Consider the following 20,387-nt stretch of genomic DNA (forward strand, 5'->3'; position numbering starts at 1 on the left):
GAATCAACGAGAGTTGCGGCGGCGACGGCGCCGCTGGTCGAACCAGACCGCGGCGATCAGCACCGCGCCGACCGCGATCATCTGCCAGAAGTCCTGGACCTGCGTGATGTTGAAGCCCTTCTTCAGCACGGCCGGGATGAACACGCCGATCACCGTGCCCAGCACCGAACCGACACCGCCGAAGAGGCTCGTGCCGCCCATCACCGTGGCGGCGATGGCGTTGAGGTTGTCGGTGGTGTGCGCCGAAATCGTCGTCGACGCGTAGTACGCGAGCGACAGGAAACCGGCGACACCGGCGAGGAAACCGGTGAGCGTGTACACCTTCAGCAGATGCGCGGTCACCCCGATGCCCGCCCGGCGCGCGCCCTCGGCGTTGGAGCCGACGGCGTAGGTGTAGCGGCCGAATTTGGTGGTGTGCAACAGCCAGGCACCGATCAGCGTGATCACCACGGCCACCAGCACCAGATTCGGCACCCCGCCGAACGACGTCCCGTAGCCGAGCGTCTTGTTGAGCTCGGTCGGCACGCTGCGCACGTCGGACCCGTTGTTCAGCAGGTACGCGGCGCCGAGCGCGGCACCCATCGTGCCGAGCGTGACGATCAGCGGCGGGATGTTCGCCACCGCGATCAGGAAACCGTTGATGAGGCCCCAGATCGTGCCCGCGACGACGGCCGCCACGAGCCCGGCGGTGATGACGCCCCAACCGGCCTTCGTCGCGTCACCGTCCGGGCTCAGCGCCTCCATCGTCTTGCCGGCCACCATGCCCGCGAAGATCAGCACCGAGCCGACCGAGAGGTCGATACCGGAGGTGATGATCACGAACGTCATGCCGACCGAGAGCACCAGCAGCACCGAGGTCTCGATGAGCAGGGTCTGGAAGGTGAACACCGTCGCGAACTCGGCGGGCGCGATGGCGGTGAACACGATGATCAGCGCCAGCAGCACCAGCGCGATCCAGAACGTGTTCGCCCCGATCATCCGCTGTCCCAGCGAACGCTTGCCGAAGCCACCGTCCACCGAGGTCTGGATCTCGGGGTCGTTCTTCGCCGGAGTGGACACGGTCACGCCGCCTCCTCTTGTACGAGGGCGCCCGTCATCGCGGCGACCAGGTCTTCCAGTTTCGTGTCGGAGCCGGTGAACCGGGCGACGCGCTTGCCGAGCCGCAGCACCTCGACGCGGTCGGCCACCGACAGCACCTCAGGCATGTTGTGGCTGATCAGCACGACGGCGATGCCCTTGTCCCGCACCTTCTTGATCACGTCGAGCACGCGTTCGCGCTGCACGACGCCGAGCGCGGCCGTCGGCTCGTCCATGAACACGACCTTCGAGGCCCAGACGACCGACCGGGCGACGGCGACGCTTTGCCGCTGCCCGCCCGAAAGCGAGCCGATCGGGACGTCGGTGCTCTGGAGGGTCACGCCGAGCCGCTGGAACTCCTCCACGGCTTGACGCTTCATCTCGGCCTTGTCCAGCATCCCGAGCTTGCCGAGGATCCCCTTGCGGTGGATCTCCCTGCCGAGGAACAGATTCGCGGCGGGGTCGAGTTCCGGTGCGACCGCGAGGTCCTGGTACACCGTCTCGATCCCCATCCGCCGTGCCGTGGTGGGGGATTCGAGCACCACCTCGGATCCGTCGAGCAGGATCTTGCCCGACGTCGGCTGTTCCGCGCCGGACAGGCATTTGACCAAAGTGGACTTCCCGGCGCCGTTGTCGCCGATCAGCGCGGTGACCTCACCGGCCCGCGCCTGGAACGACGCGCCGCGCAGCGCCTCCACCGAGCCGTAGCGTTTGACCAGGTTCTGTGCGTCGAGCAGGAGTTCGCTCACGATCGCTCCCTCTTCTCGGGGGCGGGCGGACGGCAGCGGATGATCGTGACATCGCCCTCCACGGCCGCCTGACCGGCGTCGTGCGGGACCACGTAGGTCTCGCCCTTGCGCAGGGCGTACTCGCCGCCGTGTTCGGTGCGGAGCGTTCCCGACCCGTCCATGACGACCAGCACCGCGAACGACGGGTCGAGTGACAACGTTGTCGACCTGCCGGAAACAACGGGACGGAGCCGGTCGGCGCGGAAGAACGCGTCACTGCCGTCGGCGAGCAGGTCCACAGTGGACGCGTTATCGCCCGCGGTGCGCTTGACGATCGAGCCGAGCCGTTCTTCGTCCCAGCCCGAGGTGTCCAGGGTTTCGATGGCGGTCTCGAACCCGATGCCGAGGTGCGCCTTCTCCGGGTTCGCCAGGAAGTCACGCCATTCCAGGGTCAGCGAAAAGTCGGTCGGCTGCTGGAGTTCGACGACGAACACGCCCTCGCCGATCGCGTGCGGCAGGCCCGCCGGGATGTAGACCGTGTCGCCGGGGGTGACCGCGACACTGTTCAGCGCGCCGAGCATGGCGGGCGCGTCCTGGCTGCGGGCCCATTCGTTGACCGTCGCCTTGTCGACGGTCTCCTTGAAGCCCGGGTAGACGCGCGGGTCTTCGCCGTAGGTGCCGACCACGATCCACGCTTCGGTCTTGCCGAAGTGCGAGTCGAAGTGCCGCTTCGCGAACGAGTCCGACGGGTGGAAGTGCACCGGCAGGCGCTGGCCCGCGTCGAGCAGCTTCACCAGCAGGCCGGTCGAATCGCCGAGCGCCTCGACGTGTTTCGCGCCGAGCCAGGCGGACGGGTTCTCGCGGACGGCGTCGCGTAGCCAGACCCCGTTGGGCAGCTTGGTCAGGCCGTTGGTCTCCTGGCCGAACATCGTGGTGGCCGAGCCGACCCAGTCTTCGGGGCCGAACTTGCTCTCCGAGGGGGCTTCTCGCAACGCGGCGATGGCGTCACCGCCGCGGTAGAACTGCGGCGGCTGGTTCGCCGGCAGGCGGATCGGTTCGAGGTGGCCGCTCATGAAGGGGCGACCTCCCCGGAACCGCGGGCTACGAGATGCACGGGCAGAACTACCTTTCTCGGTGCGGATTGATCTCCCTGTACCCGGGCGAACAGCAGTTCCGCGGCCGCCCGGCCCAGCGCGCTCACGTCGTGCGCGATCACGGAGACCGGCGGATCCAGCAGATCCGCCAGCTCGAAGTCGTCGAAGCTGATCATCGCGGGACGCCGTTCGGCGTGCGCCAGCGCGCGCAGCAGGTGCACGGCGACCCGGTTGTTGCCCGCGATCACGGCGGTGGCCGGATTCGGCCCGGTGAGCAGCCGTCGCACGGCGTCGCTGACGCTCTCTGCGGTCGGCGTGCGCATCACGACGAGGCTCTCGTCGTAGGGGATCCCGTTGCGGACACAGCCCTCCCGGAACCCGCGCAGCCGTTCGCCCGCGGTGAAGATGTCCGGGCTGTCGGCGAGGAACGCGATCCGGCGGTGGCCGTGTTTCGCCAGGTGGGCGACCGCTTCGACGGTGCCGCCGATGTTGTCGACGAGCACCGTGTCGGCCACGATGTCGCCGGCGGGCCGGTCGAGGAACACCACCGGCGTGCCGGCGCGCATCTCGGGGACCAGGTAGCCGTGCTGCATTCCGGCCGGGACCACGAGGATGCCGTCGACCCGGCGGGAGCAGAACTCCAGGACCAGTTCCCGTTCGCGGTCGGAGTTCTCCTCCGAAGAACCGGTCAGCACCTGACGCCCGAACGAGGTCGCGATGCGTTCGACGGCCCGGTTGAGCTCCGAGTAGAACGGGTTTCCGACGTCTTCGACGATCAGGCCGATCGTCCCGGTCGTCGAGCCGCGCCGCAGGTTCCGCGCGCCGAGATTGCGCCGGAACCCGAGCTGCTCGATCGCCGCCATGACGCGCTCCGCGGTGTCCGGATGGACGGCGGGCTCGTCGTTCACTACCCGCGAGACGGTCTTGATGCTCACGCCCGCGAGGCGGGCCACGTCACTCATCGTGGCCCGTCGGCCGGTGGTGCGGTGGCCGCTGTCCGGTCCGCTGGAAGACAACGTTGTCATAGTGGCCGGAATTGAACGCCAGCGACGCGATGATGTCAATGCCCGGTTCGTCCTGGAGGCGTCATCCGAAGTCGAACCGTTACCCGTGCCGGGGCTGTGGCAGGGTCTTGTCCGATCGAGGGGAGTGCGGAATGCCGTATGTCGAAGCGTCGGTGCGCAGCAGGCAGTTCGTCGCCGCCGCGCGCGAGGTGATGCTGCGCGACGGCGTCACTGCGACGACCCTGCGGGCGGTCGCCGCGGAGGCCGACGTCCCGCTCGGCACGCTGCAGTATGTCTTCTCCAGCAAGGAGGCGTTGCTGCGCGCGGTGATCGAGGACGTCGTCGAGGAGATCTCGACCGTGCTGACCGGGACGGTCGAACTCGACCGCGGGCTGGCGCACGCGATCCGCCAGGGGCTCACGAGTTTCTGGTCGGAGCTGGTCGCCGACCACGTCAAGCTGCAGCTGATGCAGGGCGAACTGCTGCACTACGCGCTGCGGAAGCCGGGACAGGAAAGCATGGCGAGCTGGCAGTACCGGCGTTACGTCGCGGTGCTGACCGGCTGGTGCAGGGGGGCCGCCGTCGACGCGGGCGAGAAATGCGCGCTGCCCTACGACCGGCTCGCCAGGGTGATGCTCGCCGGCGTCGACGGGCTCATCGCGCAGTACGTCTGCGAACCCGACGAGGAACGCGCACGCGCCGATCTCGACACCATGATCGCGATGCTCATTGCCTCGGCGGACATCCGGCCCGTCTGACGTCTGACCAGCGTTGTTGCGGAGGTTCTCGACCTGCCCTAGGGTCAAGTCATACGACTGACTGAATTTCGGAGGGCGGCGAATGGACACGACTGTCGTGGTCGTCGGTGCTGGTTTGTCCGGGCTGGTGGCGGCGCGTGCCCTGTGCCGGCGAGGCGTCGAAGTCGTCGTACTGGAGGCCGCGGACCGGATCGGCGGGCGGGTCCTGGGCGAGACGACCGCGCTGGGGTCCCGGCTGGACCTCGGCGGGCAGTGGATCGGGGCCGATCATCACCGGGTCAGGGCGCTGGCGGCCGAATTCGGCGCCACCGAGTTTCCCATGCACACCGGGACATTTCCCGGATTGATCGAGGCGGGCAAGCGGGTGCCGCTCTGGTCGCCCGCTCTGTGGCCCGCCGGTTTCGCGCTGGCCGCGGCGGGCATGCTGAGCAGGACGGGAACGCCGAAACGGTGGAACCGCACGACACTCGGATCCGTGCTGCGCGCGGTGCCGGGCCGCCGGGCTCGCGGATTGCTGGAGGCCGTCGCCTCCGTGTCGTGGACCGTCGACCCCGACCGGTTCTCCGTCGAAGCGATGACCAGGATGATCCGCGCGCAGGGCGGATTGCGGACCATGCTGTCGACGGCAGGTGGAGCGCAGGAGGCTCTGCTCGTCGAGAGCATGGGAGCACTCGTCGACGGTCTCGCCGCCGAGCTCGGCTCATGGGTGCGGACCGGGGCGGCGGTCGCCTCGATCGTCCGTGACGGCGACGGGGTCACCGTGCGGACCGGGACGGATCACTTTCGGGCGGCGAAGGCGGTCGTCGCCGTGCCGCCGCCGATCGCCGCGCGGATCTCGCACGAGCCCGCCCTGCCGCGACCGCGACTCGATCTGGAGAAGCACACCTACATGGGGATCGTGTACAAGGCGATCGCGGTCTACGACCGGCCGTTCTGGCGGGAGCGTGCGAACGGCGAGTTCCTCGTCCTGGACGGCCTCGGGCACACGGTGTTCGACACGACCGCTCCCGGCGGGCCGGGACATCTGTGCGTGCTGGTCGGCGGGCCCCGGGCACGGGGCCTCGACGGGCTGGACGCCGCGGCCCGTCGTGACGCGCTGCTCGGACCGCTGGTCCCGCATCTCGGCTCCGCCGTGCTCGAACCCGCCGGCTGGCACGAAAAGGCTTGGCACCTCGACAAGCACGCCGGCGGCGGGTACATCGCACTGCCCGTGCCGGGTACCACCGACGGTTTCCCGCCGTTTCCGTCGGCTCCGGCCGGGCATCTGCACTGGGCGGGTTCGGAAACCGCCCGCGAGCACCCCGGCTACCTCGACGGTGCCATCGAGGCGGGCGAACGCGCGGCGCGAGAGGTGGCCGAAGCCCTCGGGTGAACTTGTCGCGAAATGGACAGGGTTTGGCGGACCTCTTGACCAGGTGGTCTGTTCTTGCCGAAGGTGAGCGGACAGCGACAACGTTGTCAGGAGGCGGCCTTTCCCATGCCTGCACGCACTTCGACCCGCGTCGCCGGGTTGCTCACCGCGCTTGTCGTCCCCGCCGGGCTGCTCACGCCCGTCGCGGCGGCGGCGCCCGGTGGCGACCCCGTGGACGCGGTCAACACCTTCATCGGCACCAAGGACGACGGCAACACCTTTCCCGGCGCCTCGGCCCCTTTCGGGATGACGCAGGTCAGCCCGATCTCATCGCATTACGCCGGCTATCGCTACGACGACACCGCGATCCGCGGCTTCGGGCACTTCTTCCTGTCCGGCGCGGGCTGCTGGGAGCAGGGCGGCCTCGTGTCGTCGCTGCCCACCACCGGCGCCGTCGGCCCGGGCGCGGCGTTCGACACCGCCAAGCCCGAGACGTTCGACCACAAGAAGTACGCCTCGCCGTACACGCACGAGGGCGAGGTCGGGAAACCCGGCTACTACAAGGTGCGGCTCACCGGCTACGGCGGCGTCGACGCGGAGACCACCGCGACCACGCGGACCGGTGTCGAGCGGTACACCTTCGCGAAATCGGGCGACGCGAACGTTTTCGTCAACGTCGGGCAGGCCAACGACAAGGAACCCGTGACGGCGAGCCAGATCCGCGTCGTCGGCGACCGGACGGTCGAAGGCATGGTGGAGTCGCAGGCGTTCTGCGGTGGCAAACCGTACAAGACCTGGTTCACCACGACATTCGACAAGCCGTTCAAGTCCTTCGGGACTTGGTCGCCGACGGGTGGCACGCCGGGCTCGAAGGAATCCGCGGGCGGGGAGGGCCTTCGTGGCGCTTGGCTGACCTTCGGCGGCGGACAGGTCACCGCGACGACGGCGATCTCCCATGTGGACGCTTCCGGCGCCCGGCTCAACCTGGCGGCGGAGAAGGGCCGCTCGTTCGACGCGGTCCGCGACGGCGCACAGCGTGCCTGGCGCAAGGAACTGTCCTCAGTGGACATCAAGGGCGCGTCGAAGGACGACCGAACGGTGTTCTACACCTCGCTCTACCACGCGCTGCTGCAGCCGCTGACCGGCAACGACGCCGACGGCCGCTATCGCGGTTTCGACGACAAGATCCACCGGGCGCTGGGCTGGACCTACTACGAGTTCTTCTCGTTGTGGGACACCTATCGCACACAGAACCAGCTGCTCGCCCTCTTGCGGCCTGCTCGGGCGAAGGACGTCGCGAAGTCCGTGCTCGCCATCCACGACCAGGGCGGCTGGCTGCCGCGCTGGGCGTACGCGAACCAGGAGACGAACACGATGACCGGCGATCCGGTCACCCCGTTCCTGGTCGACCTGTGGCGGTTCGGCGCGCTGTCCGGACAGGAGTTCAAGGCATACCAGGCACTTCTGCAGAACTCGCGCGAGATCCCGCCGGCGTCCTCGCCGTTCCAGGGCCGCTCGGGCAACGCGAGCTACCAGAAGGACGGGTTCGTCCAGTACGACAAGGACTTCCCGAAGAAGGGGCAGGACACCGACCCGAACCACGGTGCTTCGGCCACATTGGAATACGCGCTCGCGGACTGCTCGTTGTCCATCATGGCGGCCGGTCTCGGCAAGAAGGACGACGCGAAGGCCTTGGCCGACAAGGGACGCAGCTATCGCACCCTGTGGGATTCCACGGTGACCGACCGCGGCTTCACCGGTTTCTACCGGCCGAAGCTCGAAGGCGGCGAATGGTTCAGCCCGGCGGGCAAGCCGTTCGACCCGCAGAGCCAGGACGGCTTCCACGAGGGCACGTCGTGGCAGTACCAGTGGCTGACCCAGCAGGACGTTCCCGGGCTGGTCGAACGCATGGGCGGCAAGGAGAACGTCGGCAAACGGCTCGACGACTTCTTCGCCTACGGGGATCTGGTCAAGGACCCGGCGAAGACCGTGCGCGAGGAATGGGTCGTCGGCCCGTACAACTACTACAACCAGTTCCGCTACAACCCGAACAACGAGCCCGACCTCCACTCGCCGTGGATGTACACGCTGACCGGGCAGCCGTGGAAGACCTCGGCCGTGGTGCGCGCCGCGCATACGCTGTTCACCAACGCGCCGAACGGTGTCACCGGCAACGACGACCTCGGGACCATGTCCGCGTGGTACGTCTTCAGCGCGCTGGGCCTGTATCCGGCGGTGCCGGGCACCGGGCAGTTCGTGCTCAACGCGCCGCGATTCGAGAAGTCCGTGGTGCATCTGGAGAACGGCCGTGACATCACGATCAAAGCCGACGGCGCCGACGCGTCGAAGCTCCAGTACGTCCAAGGAATGGGATCCGGCTCGCAGCGGGCGTATGTCGGCTTGGAACAGTTGACGCGGGGGACCACTTTGGACTTCAAGCTCACGGACGATCCGTCGAAGGCGACGTGGGCGACCGGCCCCGAAGGGGCGCCGAAATCGCCCTGCGCCGGGTGATCCGAGTGGTTTAGACCGGTTCGTTCCGGGGGTCGTGAGGAGCATCACGGCCCCCGGTGTTCCGGTGAGGGCCGTCACGCCTCACACTGGTATTACCACGTCCGACAGCGCTGTTGACGTTCTTGGCGAGTCCGCCTTGGACAGTGCTCGTCGGACGTAGTCATGTGCACACACATAGTGGTGAGACCCCACAGGAGGAGAAAGTGTCCAGCAAGGCCGCTCTAGTATTCCGCGTGGCCGCGGTAGCCGAAGCCCTTTCCTGGGCCGGGCTGCTGGTCGGGATGTTCCTCAAGTACGCCGTCAAGCTCGGCGAGGGCGGCGTTCCCGTCCTCGGCATGGTGCACGGTGTCGTGTTCGTCCTCTACGTGCTGGTCTCCCTGTCCGTGGCGAAGCCGCTCGGCTGGCGCCCGAAGACACTGATCCTCGCGCTGCTCTCCAGCATCCCGCCGCTGTTCACCTGGCTGTTCGAGTCCTGGGCGCTGCGCAACGGCAAGCTGGACGGCCCGCAGCGGCTCACGCACGGCGGTGTCGGCCTGTTCGCGGGCAAGTCTTCGGAACCTGTCGCCGTCTGATCTTCGGCAAGTACGTGAAGGCCCCCTTCATTGCGTCTAGCGCAATGAAGGGGGCCTTCACGTACTTGCGGGTTATTCGGTGAAGTCGCCGGTGGCCTTGCGGACCTTGGTGAGCAGGTCGGTCAGCTGCTCGGTCTGCTTGCCGGTGAGCCCGGTCAGTCCGAAGTCGATTTCGGTGACCGCCTTCGTGGCCCCTTCGCGCCGTGCGCGGCCTTCGTCGGTGATCTCGACCAAGGTGGTCCGGCGGTCGGTCGGATGCGGCACGCGCTTGACCAGGCCGTCCTTCTCGAGCCTGTCGACGATGTTGGTGACGCTCGTCGGATGCAGCTGGAGCCGCTCGCCCATTACCCGCATCGGCAGGTGGGAGGCGCGGGCGAAGGTCAGCAGGACCAGCGCCTCGTACCGGGCGAAGGTCAGCCCGTGCGGTTTGAGCGCGCCGTCCACCGCGGACTGGATGATCTGTTGCACGCGCATGATCCCGGTCACCGCGGCCATGGTTTCGGACGGCCCGATACGGGCTTCCCACAGCTGCGCCGCGCGGGCGATCGGGTCGAACGGCAACGGACGGCTCATGGCGGTCGAAGTTACCAGCGGGTACCCGTGCCACGCCGCACGACCGGGTGTTATGCGTGGGAAAAGTGTCTGAACGAGGAGCAGAAGATGATCGTGGCCTTCAGTGTCAGCCCATCCGCGGCCGAGGAAGACGGCGGGGTCAGCGAGGCCGTCGCCCGCGCGGTGAAAGTGGTGCGCGAATCCGGCCTGCCCAATTCCACCAACGCCATGTTCACCAACATCGAGGGCTCGTGGGACGAAGTGATGGACGTCGTCAAACGCGCCGTCGAGGCCGCGGGCGAGGGCTCGTCACGGGTCGGGCTGGTGCTCAAGGCCGACATCCGGCCGGGTTACGAAGGCCAGCTGACCGCGAAGGTGGAACGCGTCGAGAAGCACCTGAGCGAGTAGGTCAGGGGAGTGGCGGGGTGAAGGCCACCAGCCACAGCTCGCCCTTGACCGCGATGGCCACCGCGTAACCGAACGCGCTGCCGTCGGCCAGTTTCCCGCTGACGGTCGCCGAAGTCGGCGGGAGATCGTCCGGCGCGAACTTCACCGTGACGTCGTGGGCGCCGCGGCCCGCCAGCGCGTCGATATAGGACTTCGCGAAGTCGCCCGCTGACGCGGGCGGATAGTCGATGAGTTCGGAGAGGGCCTCGACGTCGCGCTCGTTGAGTGCGGCGGCGAGGCTGTCCCGGAGTTGTCCCGGGCTGCCGACGCCGGGGTCGGGTTGATGGGCGATCAGCACCGTGATCACGCTCACCCAGACGATGGCGACGGCGATCGCGACGGCCACCGTCGCCGTCCTGCGGGTCGGAATGTCGATCACCCCCTCGTGGCGAGCCTGCCGGAACGGAACCGTCCTGCCAAGCGGGCAGCCGGGGGCATGCGGTGAAACCCTCGGGGATGCGTGCCAGGATGGAACCGTGACACACCCACGCGGATCAGCATCGAAGACGGCGGCCCTTTCCGCCGCGCTTTCCGGCGCGGTCGACCTTTCCGCGCTCAAGGCGCGTGCCGAAGCGCCGCAGAAACAGCCCCCGGCCCCACCGCGCCCGGCGGACGGTGCCGCACCCGGCGCCCCCGCCGCGGGTGGCGCCGTGATCGACGTCACCGAAGCGACCTTCCAGTCCGAGGTCGTCGAACGATCCATGCAGCAGCTGGTCGTCGTCGACCTGTGGGCCGAATGGTGCGGCCCGTGCAAGCAACTCAGCCCGGTGCTGGAGCGCCTCGCCGCCGAGTCCGGTGGCGCCTGGGTGCTCGCGAAGGTGGACGTCGACGCGAACCCGCGTATCGCGCAGCTCTTCGGCGCGCAGTCGATCCCGACGGTCATCGCCATCGGCGGCGGCCAGCCGGTCGACGCGTTCTCGGGCGCGCTGCCCGAACCCGAGATCCGCAAGTGGCTCGGTTCGCTGCTCGACGCGCTGCGCGACCGCCTCCCCGGCATCAAGGCCGCCGAGGAGAACGGCGGCGGCGTCGAGGTGCCGGAGGACCCGCGGTTCACCGAGGCCGAGGAGGCCTTCGAACGCGGTGACTTCGCGGCGGCCCAGGCGGCGTACGAGCGCATCCTCGACGTCGAGCCGGCGAACGAGGAGGCCAAGACGGCGCTCGCGCAGGTCAAGTTCACCGCCCGCGCCGAGGCCGCCGGCCCGGACGCGATCGCGAAGGCCGACGCGAACCCGGCCGACCTCGACGCGCAGCTCGCCGCCGCCGACCTCGAGGTCGCCGGGCAGCAGCCCGAGGCGGGCTTCGCGCGGCTGATCGCCGTCGTGCGGCGTACCGCGGGCGACGAGCGCAACAAGGTGCGGGAACACCTGGTGGCGCTGTTCGACCTGTTCGACTCGGCGGACGAGCGCGTCATGAAGGCGCGACGGGATCTGGCGAGCGCCCTGTACTGAGGTTTCTTTGGGTACGTGAAGGCCCCCTTGCTTGCGCCAGGCGCAAGCAAGGGGGCCTTCACGTACTTGGGCGGCGGCCGACTCGCGTGATTAGACGGCCGACACACGTGACTGGGTGGACGACTCGCGTGCTTGGACGGCCGACTCGCGGCGGACTCCAGTCGCGCGCGTGTCGGCCATCCAGACACGCGTGTCGGCCACCGGATCACACGTGTCGTCCCATCGATCACGCGAAACGGCCAGTTTGCGTCGCGGGGTTCGGGAGCTCTGAGCGCGAGCTGCGAGCCCCGGGGCCGGGCCTGGCAACCCCCGGATGAGATGAAAGGCCCCTTCATTGCAAAATTTGCAATGAAGGGGCCTTTCATCTCACTTCAGGGGCCCGTGACCGGACCGATCAGCCGTACTGCGTCGAGCACACCGACGAGCTCTCCAGGTAGCCCTTCCGCAGCGCCTCGACCCGCTCGAAACCGTTGTCCACGCGCTTGCCGTTGACGTCGGCGGAAACCAGGCTCTCCGGGCTCAGCAGATCCGAGATGGCCTCGTCGAGGTCACCGGCGGAAAGCCGCAGCGTCGCGCCGGGCACGGTGCTGGCCTTCGCCCACGCGCCGACCAGGCAGGCGGTGCGCAGTCCCGCGTTCGCGTTGTCGATCGACGCGCCGACACCCTTCTGGATGCCCATCGCGTAGCGGGACGCGATTTCCGAGAACGCGGCGAAGTCGCCCTTGCCTTCGCTGTGCCCGCTCTCCCATTCCGCCTGCTGGTCGACCGGCTGGGCGAGTTCACGCAGCTTGGCCATGTCGATGCTGACGGTGTTGTTCGACGGGCAGTACGACGCGGGCGGGGTGCTCGGGCCGCCGGGGCAGCTGCCGTTGCCGTCCTCGGTGATCTCCGGACCCGGGACACCGGCGCCCTCGAAGGCCTTGTCCAGGCTCTTCTTCAGGACCCCGATGACCTCGGCGTCGAGCTTCTCGTCGCCCTTGCCCTTGTCACCCTTGTCGAACGGGCGCTCGGTGATCCGCGCCTTGATGTTCTCCTCGTTCATCGTCGCGCATTCCTTCGGGCCCTTCTCGAACCCGACCTGGAACGCGTACGTGCGATCGAACGCCGTGCCGTGCGCACCCTGTTTGGTCGCGCTGGTGCCCGCCTGGTCGCGGATCAGGAACAGCGACGCCATGACCTGGTTGAGGCCTTCGGAGGTGGAGACGCGGTAGAACTTGCTCTTGTCCTCGGCGACCCAGCGGAAGTATCCGCCGGCGAAGCAGTCGGCCTGCTGCTCCTTGACGATCGACGGGGTGTTCTTCTTGATGTTGGCCTTCTCGGCGAGCCGGTACTGCACGGCGTGCCCGAGTTCGTGCGAGAGCACGACGGCGCCCGCCATCTTCCCGAACCGTTCGCGCAGCATGGGCAGCAGCACGCCGCGGTCCCACGCCACCAGGTCACCCGGCGGGCAGTAGAACGCGTTGACGAGCTTCTTGACGCTGCCGCATTCGGTCTCTTCGTCGTCGGTCTTCGCGCTGTAGGACAGCAGTGACTTCAGCGGCTCGTACGGCTGGCCGAAGTCGCGCGGCATGACCTCGGTCCAGTAGGCCTGCGCGTCGGCGATCGCGGCGATGGCGAGCCGGTCGTCCTCGGAGCCGTCCTCGTTGCGGACCTGCAGATCCGGTTTGGGCGCGTCCGGCTTCAGGCCGCTCTCGAAATGCGTGACCGGGAGGCCCGCGATGTCGCCGGCACCCGGCTGGCTGCCTTGCTGACCGGTCGAGGTTCCCTTGTCGCTGCACGCGCTCAGCCCGAGGGCCAGCACCATCGTGACCGCGATCAGAGCCGGGCGACGGATGCCCCGCGCTCCCCCTTGGATCATGTTCACTCGCTTGTCGTCAGGGCCCCGACCGGGCCGCGTACTCCGGCAAGCAGGGACCCTACCCAGCGCTTATGGCCCGCGTGCAGGTAATCCCCGAAGTGGGTCTTGAGCGGGGCGGGGCCCCTGCCGATATGGTCGCTCCTCATGAGAGCAGTCCGCCGGTTCACCGTCCGCGCGAGCCTGCCGGAGTCGCTCTCCGGCCTCGGTGACCTCGCCACGAATTTGCGCTGGACCTGGCATCCCCCCACGCGCGACCTGTTCGCGTCGATGGACGCGGAGCTGTTCAACCGCGTCCGCGATCCGCTGCGGATGCTCACCGCGCTGCCACCGGCCCGGCTCGACGAGCTCGCCGTCGACGACGCCTTCCTCGCCCACGCGCGCGAGGCGGTCGCCGATCTGGACCGGTACCTCGCCGAGCCGCGCTGGTACCAGAAGCAGGACGACGCCGACCTCCCGCCGGCCGTCGCGTACTTCTCGATGGAGTTCGGCGTCACCGAGGCGTTGCCGAACTACTCCGGCGGCCTCGGCGTGCTCGCCGGCGACCACCTCAAGGCGGCTTCGGACCTCGGCGTGCCGATGATCGGCGTGGGGCTGCTCTACCGCGCCGGGTACTTCCGGCAGGCACTGTCGCTCGACGGCTGGCAGGTCGAGCACTACCCGGTCATCGACCCCAACGCCTTCCCGCTGGAGCTGCTGACCGACGGCGGCAAGCCGGTGCTGGTCGAGGTCGCGATGCCCGCCGGGCGAACACTGCACGCGCAGATCTGGAAGGCCCGCGTCGGCCGGATCCCGCTGCTGTTGCTGGACACGGACACCGAGGCGAACGACGAGGACCTGCGCGCGGTCACAGACCGGCTGTACGGCGGCGACGCCGACCATCGCATCCGGCAGGAGATCCTGGCCGGGATCGGCGGCTTCCGCGCCGTGCGGCGCTACTGCGAGCTGACCGGGCATCCGCAGCCGAAGGTGTTCCACACCAACGAAGGCCACGCCGGTTTCCTCGGGCTCGAACGGGCCCGCGAGATCGTCCAGGCCGACGGGCTGGCGTTCGACGAGGCGCTGCCCGCCGTCCGTGCCGGCACCGTGTTCACCACGCACACCCCGGTCAGCGCCGGGATCGACCGGTTCCCCGTCGATCTCGTCCAGCGGTACTTCACCGACGGCAGACTGGTGCCGGACGTCGACCCGCGCCGTGTGCTCGCGCTCGGCGCGGAGGACAACCCCGGCCTGTTCAACATGGCGCATATGGGTCTGCGGCTCGCGCAGCGCGCGAACGGTGTCTCGGCGCTGCACGGCAGGGTGTCGCGGCGGATGTTCTCCCGGCTGTGGCCCGGGTTCGACTTCGACGAGGTGCCGGTCTCCTCGGTCACCAACGGCGTCCACGGGCCGACCTGGGTGGCGCGTGAACTGAGCGCGCTGCTGGGGCGCGACCACGAGGAGCTGGGCCTCGACGGCGTTCCTGGCAAGCCGCTGCGGGACGGCGTCAGCGACGAGCAGCTGTGGGCGTTGCGTCGTGAGCTGCGCGAGAAGCTGGTCGCCGAGGTGCGGCGCCGGGTGCGGGCCGCGTGGATGCAGCGCGGCGCTTCCGCGCTCGAACTCGGGTGGACCGACACGGTCTTCGACCCGGACGTGCTGACCGTCGGTTTCGCGCGCCGCGTGCCGACGTACAAACGGCTGACGCTGATGCTGCGCGACCCGGAGCGCCTGCGCGCGCTGCTGCTGGACGAGCGGCGCCCGATCCAGCTCGTCGTCGCGGGCAAATCGCATCCGGCCGACGAGGGCGGCAAGCAGCTGATCCAGCAGATCGTCCGGTTCGTCGACGATCCCGAGGTCCGCCGCCGGATCGTCTTCCTGCCGGACTACGACATGTCCATGGCGCGCTACCTCTACCGCGGCTGCGACGTCTGGCTGAACACGCCGGTGCGGCAGCTGGAGGCGTGCGGGACCTCGGGGATGAAGTCCGCGCTCAACGGCGGTCTCAACCTGTCCATCCGCGACGGCTGGTGGGACGAGTGCTACGACGGCAGCAACGGCTGGGCGATCCCGACCGCGGACGGCGTCACCGATCCGCTGCGCCGCGACGAACTGGAGGCCGCGGCGCTCTACGACCTGCTCGGCCACCAGATCGCGCCGCTGTTCTACGACCGCGACGCGGGCGGCGTCCCTGGCGGCTGGCTGTCGATGGTCTGGCACACGCTGGAGACCCTCGGGCCACGCGTGCAGGCCTCGCGGATGGTGCGGGAGTATGTCGAATCGGGTTATCTGCCCGCTTCACGGATGGTCGCGGAGGCCACGGACGACGGCTATCGCGGCGCGTTGTCGCTGGCCGACTACCGGACCAAACTCGACGTCTCGTGGCCGCGGGTGCGGATCTTCGACACCGAACTGCTCGTCGAGGACGCCGCGCCGATGGTCACCGGCACCGAGGTGACCATCCGGGCCAGGATCGACCTCGCCGGCCTCGAACCGTCCGAAGTGGACGTTCAAGCCGTCGTCGGGAAGGTGGGCGACGGGGACGAACTGAGCGATCCCGTCACGGTTCCGATGTCGGGCGACGGGATCGGCGCGTTCGCGGCGCGGCTCAAGCTGCCGCATCCGGGCTCGATCGGCTATACGGTTCGCGTGCTGCCGAAACACCGCCTGCTCGCCACGCCGGCGGAATTGGCCAGGGTCGTCCACGCCTGACTCACCTCGGGAAAGGCGCGCCGGTCCCGTGCGGGTACCGGTGCGCCGAGAGGTATCCGGCGTATCGCGCGTATTCCCATGCTTGGGCGAACTGAACGAGTTCCGCCCGGCGACGCTGATGCCACCGTGCGGAAACGAGCCAGCCCGCCGCGGCCCCGAGCAGCATCGCCAGTCCGACGATCACGACGAGTTCCATTCCGTACTCCTGGTTCCTGGCCGCTCGACGAGCGGCTGTCATTGCGACGCTAGGCGGAGTGATCGTCTTCGCGCATCCCCTGCCGGGCCTTGGCCAGGAAGTGGTCATGAGACGCACGTACGGTTTTATTTCGCCATCGATTGGTCACCTTCGCTCGTTGTCAAGTCGGTGGCGAACAAAGGGCGAGAACAGGCTCTGATGGTGTCCAAAACTTGGCAAAAGTGCAGGCTGAAGTCGTTTTATCGGGCGACTGGGGGTGATTCGTGCAGCATATTGTGATCGCCTAGGCTCTTCGTTCTTGAGGTCGCGCAGGGGAGGAATAGTGACTTCGACGAGGAAAAGAAAAAAACCCGAGGACAGTGTGCTCGGCATCCACAAGCGCAACGGCATCTGGCAGGACGGGCTCGCCAGGGTGATGGGGCCGGAGTTGCTCGAACGCTGGGGTATCGCGGAAGACGCCGAGGCGTCACGCGTGCGAGAGATCGTGCTCCTGCGGTTGAACCGGGTACTGGTCCAGTTCGCGAGCCCTGAAATGTCCGTGATCGTCTGGACCGCGTACAACCTCGGCGCGGCTTCGCCCGGAGAGGAAAGCGGAGTCGTCCGGCGGCTCGAAAGATTGGTCGACCAGGGCGGCGTCGAATGCAGTGTCCGCACCTGCACCCGCCGGTTCAACGACATTTTCCTGCCCGACGTCGTGAAGAGCCTGAGCGCCGGGCAGAGCCCGATCACCGACGAGGACCTCGGACGGGCTTCGCGCTGGCTGGCCGCGAACATCCGGCCCGATGTGCCGGAACCGGTCGCGGATGGACTGTCCGCCGCGATTCGAGGGTTGCGGACGCCCATGGACCCGGTGCTGAAGATGTTCCTCGACGGCCCTGTCCACGGACCCGCGGACGGTGACGGTGTCCCGCTCGCGGCGAAGCTCGGGGCCCGTGGCGAGTGGCTGTGCGTCTTCACCGGAGAAGAGTTGTTGGCGACTTATCGCGAGTCCACGGGGGCGAGCTGGGCCCGGACCGGCCGGTGGACCGGTCGTGACGTAGTGCGGACGGCGGCGGGCCGGATCTTCCCGACCGGGATCCTGATCGATCCGAGTCCGTCGATCGGGGCCGGGGCCGAAGCCACGCTGCCCCTCCCGCCGGACGAGATCGCCCGGCTCGCCCGCGAGTGCTGATCGACCACGAGGACAGCGGACATGATCGATTTCGAGGCCGTTCCCGATGAGTTGAGCCGGGCGGGAGACCGGCTCCACGACATCACGGAGATGATCACCAGGCAACCTGCGCTGAAGTTCAAGGCCATGGCGAGCGAAGCGGGGGATCCCGTGCTCGTGGCGGCACTGGAGAGCTTTCAGGAGGCTTCCGCGCACAGCGTCGCCGTGCTCGCCGAGGACGTGTGGCGGCTCGGCGGCCGGCTGGGCGAGGCCGCGCGTGGTTACCGGAACGGGGAAGAAGCGGCGATCGAGAAGGTCAAAGCGATCGAAGCCGCCGAAAGCCCCGCACCGCGGGCCATCGTCTTCGACTCCGGGAACGCCAACACCATCCAGGCCGTTCTCGGCTGAACTGAAGAGGACGGACGATGAAGCCGGAAGACCCGGACGGGCCGAGTGCGCCCTGGACGGCTGGGACGGTCAGCGTGCTCCGAAGCGAGGCGGAACGCTTGCGAGCGGTTTCCCGGTCGTTGGAGGACCAAGCCGTCGAGGTGCGCCAGATCGATCCTCACGGCTGGTCCGGCCCTGGGCACGACGCGTATTTGGGCCGCCGGACGGAGTTGGCCGCCCGGTGCCGGATGGTCGCGGAGGAGCACGGCCGCGCCGCGCGGGCGCTGGACGATTTCGTCGCCGTCCTGGAACAGCTGACCAGGAGCGCGCGGGACACTTCGGATCCGTCGCTCATCCGGAGACTGGCCGCCCAGCGGACCGAGGCGGCGACCCTGGCCGCCGCCACGCTCACCGAAGTGGGCAGGGAGCTGGCCGCGTTGAAGACGGTGCTCGGTGAGGTCGACCGGCGAGTGGTCCGGGAATCACGGCCTTCGCGTGCCGAGAAGCCGATTTCACCGCCTCCCGACACTGCCCACGGGCAGACTGAGCTGGCGCCGGCTCTTCTTCTGGCCGATCCGGCCGAATTCGACCGGCGCCTGCAGGGACTGAATGACGCCATGTGGCGATTCTGGTCCCTGCCCCCGCTTGTCAAGCCGGTGGCGAACAAAGGAAGTCCCTGATCTTCGATTTCCGCCGAACAATACGGAACGGCCCGGTGAAATACACTTTGCCGGGCCGATCCCGAATGGCGGAGGAATGGTGGCTTCGGCTAAGGAAACGAGAACGTCGCGCAGGGCCAAGGACCGGCTGCACCATATCCACGCCCGCGCCGGGATCCGGCAGGACGGGCTCGGCCGCGCGCTGGGCCCGGAACTGCGGGAGATCTGGGGCATCGCCGAGGACGCCGAGCCCGGCAGGGTGCGCGAGATCGTCCTTCTGCGGCTGAACCGCGTTCTCGAACGGTTCGCCGATCCGCTCATGCCCGAAATCGTCTGGACCGCCTACAACCTCGGCGTGGATCCGGTGGACGGCGGCGCGGGCATGGTCGGCCGGATCAGGACGATGGTCGACAGCGGCCGCGTCGCGGTCTCCGAGCGGACCTGCACCCGGCGGTTCTACGACTTCCTGGGGAGCGTCAAGAACAGCCTGGACGGTTTCCAGGAAGACCTCACCGGCGAAGACTTCCGGCTCGCTTCACGGTGGATTTCCGGCGACGTCCGGCCGGAACGGGAGCAGGCCGACGGCGGTCTGCGCGACCCCGTTCCCTCGGTCCTGCGGATGTTCCTCGACGGGACGGTGTGCGGCCCGGCGGACGAGGCGGGCGCCCCGGTACCGGCCCGCCTCGGCCCGCACGGCGACTGGTTCTGCGTCTTCACCGACGAGCGTCTGCTGGCCGAGTACCGCGCGGTCACCGGCGCGGGCTGGTCCCGGATCCGGCACCGGACCGGCCGCGATGTCGTGCTCGCGGCCGCCGGCCGTGCTGTGGCGACCGGGGTGCTGGTCAACCCCAGGCCGACGCGATCCGCCGGGATCCATGCCGCGCTCCCGCTCTCCCCGGACTCGATCGCCCGGCTGGCGATCCGCCGTTAGGGAACGGCGGGGGTGCCGCCTTCCCGGATCGGGAGGCCTGCCGAACGCCAGGCGCGGAACCCGCCTTCGAGGTCGGTGGCGCCCGGCAGGCCGATCCGCTGCAGATCGGCGGCGGCCAGGCTCGACGAGTACCCCTCGTTGCACACGACGATCACCGTCGAGTCCGGTTCCACCTGCGGCAGCCGCCACTCGCTGTCCGGCGCGAGCCGCCATTCGAGGTGGATGCGCTCGACGACCACCGAGTCCGGGATCTCGCCCTCTTCGGCCCGGTTGACGTGCGGGCGGATGTCCACGATCAGGGCGCCGTCGCGTTGCAGCCGTAGTGCCTGCTCGGGTTCCGCCCGGTCCAGTCCGGACCGGGCGGCCGCCAGCAGTGCGTCGATAGCGGTCATCGGCCCAGTATCGGGGCCAGCGAGGGGATCTCGGCGGGGACTTCGGCGAGCGTGCCGTACTCACGGGTCGCCACCAGCGGCGGCGAGTAGGCGTGGACGCTGGCGGCGGGCTCGGTGCCGATACCGGTCACCTGGTGCGCGCGCCCCGCGCCGAAGCCGATGCCCTCGCCCGCGACGTGGGTGCGGCGCCGGATCGGGCCGCCGGGATAGCGGTACTCCTCGCCGATCTCGCCCTGCAGCACGGTGAACGAGCCGGACGCGCCGCCGTGGTCGTGCGGTTTGGTCCGCTGACCGGGCAGCCACGACAGCAGCCACAGTTCGACGCCGTCGGTCAGCGCGAGCCGCGCCCACCAGCGCTGGTCCTCGTCGAACCGCAGCAGGCCACGCAGGCCCGAGGTGAGCTCGGTGGTGACCGTGGAGGTCAGCTCGGCCAGTTCGCGGGGTGTCCAGAGCAGACGCTCGGGGTGCAGCAGTTCCGGCAGCAGCGGGTCGATCAGCTGCGGGTGGATCTCGAAGTCCTGGTCGGGGGTGATGGACGTGGTCACGGTGAGGCTCCTCGTGAGGTTCGCGGGCGCGGAAGCAGG

21 protein-coding genes are annotated in these 20,387 nt (G+C 68.8%); 11 read left to right on the top strand and 10 right to left on the bottom strand.

Going from position 1 to position 20,387, the window contains the following annotated elements:
• Positions 1-3: 3 nt before the first annotated feature.
• Genes DL990_RS14435 through DL990_RS14450 form a run of 4 tightly spaced genes read right to left on the bottom strand, consistent with a single transcriptional unit; the run spans position 4 to position 3,861 of the window.
• Positions 4-1,065 carry an ABC transporter permease gene (locus DL990_RS14435; RefSeq protein WP_125786858.1) on the bottom strand — a complete coding sequence of 354 codons (1,062 nt, stop codon included), beginning with the start codon at positions 1,063-1,065 and terminating at the stop codon, positions 4-6.
• Entirely contained in the window at positions 1,062-1,826 is a 765-nt protein-coding gene (locus tag DL990_RS14440) for an ATP-binding cassette domain-containing protein (RefSeq protein WP_125786857.1), read from the bottom strand. The genes DL990_RS14435 and DL990_RS14440 overlap by 4 nt, the downstream gene beginning before the upstream one ends.
• The gene (locus DL990_RS14445; protein WP_125798999.1) at positions 1,823-2,878 is read right to left on the bottom strand and encodes a class I mannose-6-phosphate isomerase; all 1,056 of its coding nucleotides are present in this window, start codon (positions 2,876-2,878) and stop codon (positions 1,823-1,825) included. Before DL990_RS14445 ends, DL990_RS14440 begins: the two co-directional genes overlap by 4 nt.
• On the bottom strand, positions 2,875-3,861 hold the full coding sequence (locus DL990_RS14450) for a LacI family DNA-binding transcriptional regulator (protein ID WP_125786855.1): 987 nt from the start codon (positions 3,859-3,861) through the stop codon (positions 2,875-2,877). The genes DL990_RS14445 and DL990_RS14450 overlap by 4 nt, the downstream gene beginning before the upstream one ends.
• A gap of 194 nt (positions 3,862-4,055) precedes the next feature.
• On the opposite strand from DL990_RS14450, the gene DL990_RS14455 reads away from it, so the two are divergent.
• The 4 genes from DL990_RS14455 (at position 4,056) to DL990_RS14470 (ending at position 9,098) form a co-directional block, all read left to right on the top strand.
• Positions 4,056-4,661, top strand: coding sequence for a TetR/AcrR family transcriptional regulator (locus tag DL990_RS14455; RefSeq protein ID WP_125786854.1), 606 nt, complete (start codon positions 4,056-4,058; stop codon positions 4,659-4,661).
• An 82-nt stretch (positions 4,662-4,743) separates the two neighbouring features.
• The gene (locus DL990_RS14460; RefSeq protein ID WP_125786853.1) at positions 4,744-6,033 is read left to right on the top strand and encodes an FAD-dependent oxidoreductase; all 1,290 of its coding nucleotides are present in this window, start codon (positions 4,744-4,746) and stop codon (positions 6,031-6,033) included.
• Positions 6,034-6,138: 105 nt separating this feature from the next.
• Positions 6,139-8,526, top strand: coding sequence for a GH92 family glycosyl hydrolase (locus DL990_RS14465; protein WP_199746389.1), 2,388 nt, complete (start codon positions 6,139-6,141; stop codon positions 8,524-8,526).
• A gap of 203 nt (positions 8,527-8,729) precedes the next feature.
• Complete coding sequence (locus DL990_RS14470; RefSeq protein WP_125786852.1) at positions 8,730-9,098, top strand: DUF3817 domain-containing protein; 369 nt, start codon at positions 8,730-8,732, stop codon at positions 9,096-9,098.
• Positions 9,099-9,170: 72 nt separating this feature from the next.
• Here the strand turns inward: DL990_RS14470 and DL990_RS14475 are convergent, their stop codons facing one another.
• Positions 9,171-9,671 (bottom strand): MarR family winged helix-turn-helix transcriptional regulator, encoded by a 501-nt coding sequence (locus DL990_RS14475; RefSeq protein WP_125799000.1) that lies wholly within the window; start codon positions 9,669-9,671, stop codon positions 9,171-9,173.
• A gap of 87 nt (positions 9,672-9,758) precedes the next feature.
• Between DL990_RS14475 and DL990_RS14480 the strand changes: the two genes are divergently transcribed.
• Complete coding sequence (locus DL990_RS14480; RefSeq protein ID WP_005167823.1) at positions 9,759-10,058, top strand: thiamine-binding protein; 300 nt, start codon at positions 9,759-9,761, stop codon at positions 10,056-10,058.
• A gap of 1 nt (position 10,059) precedes the next feature.
• Here the strand turns inward: DL990_RS14480 and DL990_RS14485 are convergent, their stop codons facing one another.
• Positions 10,060-10,476 (bottom strand): hypothetical protein, encoded by a 417-nt coding sequence (locus tag DL990_RS14485; protein WP_125799001.1) that lies wholly within the window; start codon positions 10,474-10,476, stop codon positions 10,060-10,062.
• A gap of 97 nt (positions 10,477-10,573) precedes the next feature.
• Between DL990_RS14485 and DL990_RS14490 the strand changes: the two genes are divergently transcribed.
• Positions 10,574-11,545 (top strand): tetratricopeptide repeat protein, encoded by a 972-nt coding sequence (locus DL990_RS14490; RefSeq protein WP_125799002.1) that lies wholly within the window; start codon positions 10,574-10,576, stop codon positions 11,543-11,545.
• A 394-nt stretch (positions 11,546-11,939) separates the two neighbouring features.
• On the opposite strand, the gene DL990_RS14495 is transcribed toward DL990_RS14490, so the two are convergent.
• Complete coding sequence (locus DL990_RS14495) at positions 11,940-13,403, bottom strand: neutral zinc metallopeptidase (RefSeq protein ID WP_370451319.1); 1,464 nt, start codon at positions 13,401-13,403, stop codon at positions 11,940-11,942.
• Positions 13,404-13,547: 144 nt separating this feature from the next.
• On the opposite strand from DL990_RS14495, the gene glgP reads away from it, so the two are divergent.
• A complete protein-coding gene (gene glgP, locus DL990_RS14500) occupies positions 13,548-16,088 on the top strand; it encodes an alpha-glucan family phosphorylase (RefSeq protein WP_125786848.1) in 2,541 nt (846 codons plus the stop codon).
• Between the two features lies 1 nt (position 16,089).
• Here the strand turns inward: glgP and DL990_RS14505 are convergent, their stop codons facing one another.
• Positions 16,090-16,284 (bottom strand): LapA family protein, encoded by a 195-nt coding sequence (locus DL990_RS14505; RefSeq protein WP_125786847.1) that lies wholly within the window; start codon positions 16,282-16,284, stop codon positions 16,090-16,092.
• A gap of 319 nt (positions 16,285-16,603) precedes the next feature.
• On the opposite strand from DL990_RS14505, the gene DL990_RS14510 reads away from it, so the two are divergent.
• The 4 genes from DL990_RS14510 (at position 16,604) to DL990_RS14525 (ending at position 19,411) form a co-directional block, all read left to right on the top strand.
• A complete protein-coding gene (locus tag DL990_RS14510; RefSeq protein ID WP_125786969.1) occupies positions 16,604-17,455 on the top strand; it encodes a hypothetical protein in 852 nt (283 codons plus the stop codon).
• A 21-nt stretch (positions 17,456-17,476) separates the two neighbouring features.
• Complete coding sequence (locus DL990_RS14515) at positions 17,477-17,842, top strand: hypothetical protein (RefSeq protein WP_125786846.1); 366 nt, start codon at positions 17,477-17,479, stop codon at positions 17,840-17,842.
• A gap of 17 nt (positions 17,843-17,859) precedes the next feature.
• Positions 17,860-18,501, top strand: a complete 642-nt coding sequence (locus tag DL990_RS14520) for a hypothetical protein (protein ID WP_125786845.1) — start codon at positions 17,860-17,862, stop codon at positions 18,499-18,501.
• Between the two features lie 76 nt (positions 18,502-18,577).
• Positions 18,578-19,411 carry a hypothetical protein gene (locus DL990_RS14525; RefSeq protein ID WP_125786844.1) on the top strand — a complete coding sequence of 278 codons (834 nt, stop codon included), beginning with the start codon at positions 18,578-18,580 and terminating at the stop codon, positions 19,409-19,411.
• Here the strand turns inward: DL990_RS14525 and DL990_RS14530 are convergent.
• Entirely contained in the window at positions 19,408-19,803 is a 396-nt protein-coding gene (locus DL990_RS14530) for a rhodanese-like domain-containing protein (RefSeq protein WP_125799004.1), read from the bottom strand. The two genes, DL990_RS14525 and DL990_RS14530, sit on opposite strands and share 4 nt — an antisense overlap.
• Positions 19,800-20,348 carry a cysteine dioxygenase family protein gene (locus tag DL990_RS14535; RefSeq protein WP_125786842.1) on the bottom strand — a complete coding sequence of 183 codons (549 nt, stop codon included), beginning with the start codon at positions 20,346-20,348 and terminating at the stop codon, positions 19,800-19,802. The genes DL990_RS14530 and DL990_RS14535 overlap by 4 nt, the downstream gene beginning before the upstream one ends.
• Positions 20,349-20,387 lie beyond the last annotated feature (39 nt).

It is taken from the genome of Amycolatopsis sp. WAC 01416, assembly GCF_003947485.1.
Taxonomy (GTDB): Bacteria; Actinomycetota; Actinomycetes; order Mycobacteriales; family Pseudonocardiaceae; genus Amycolatopsis.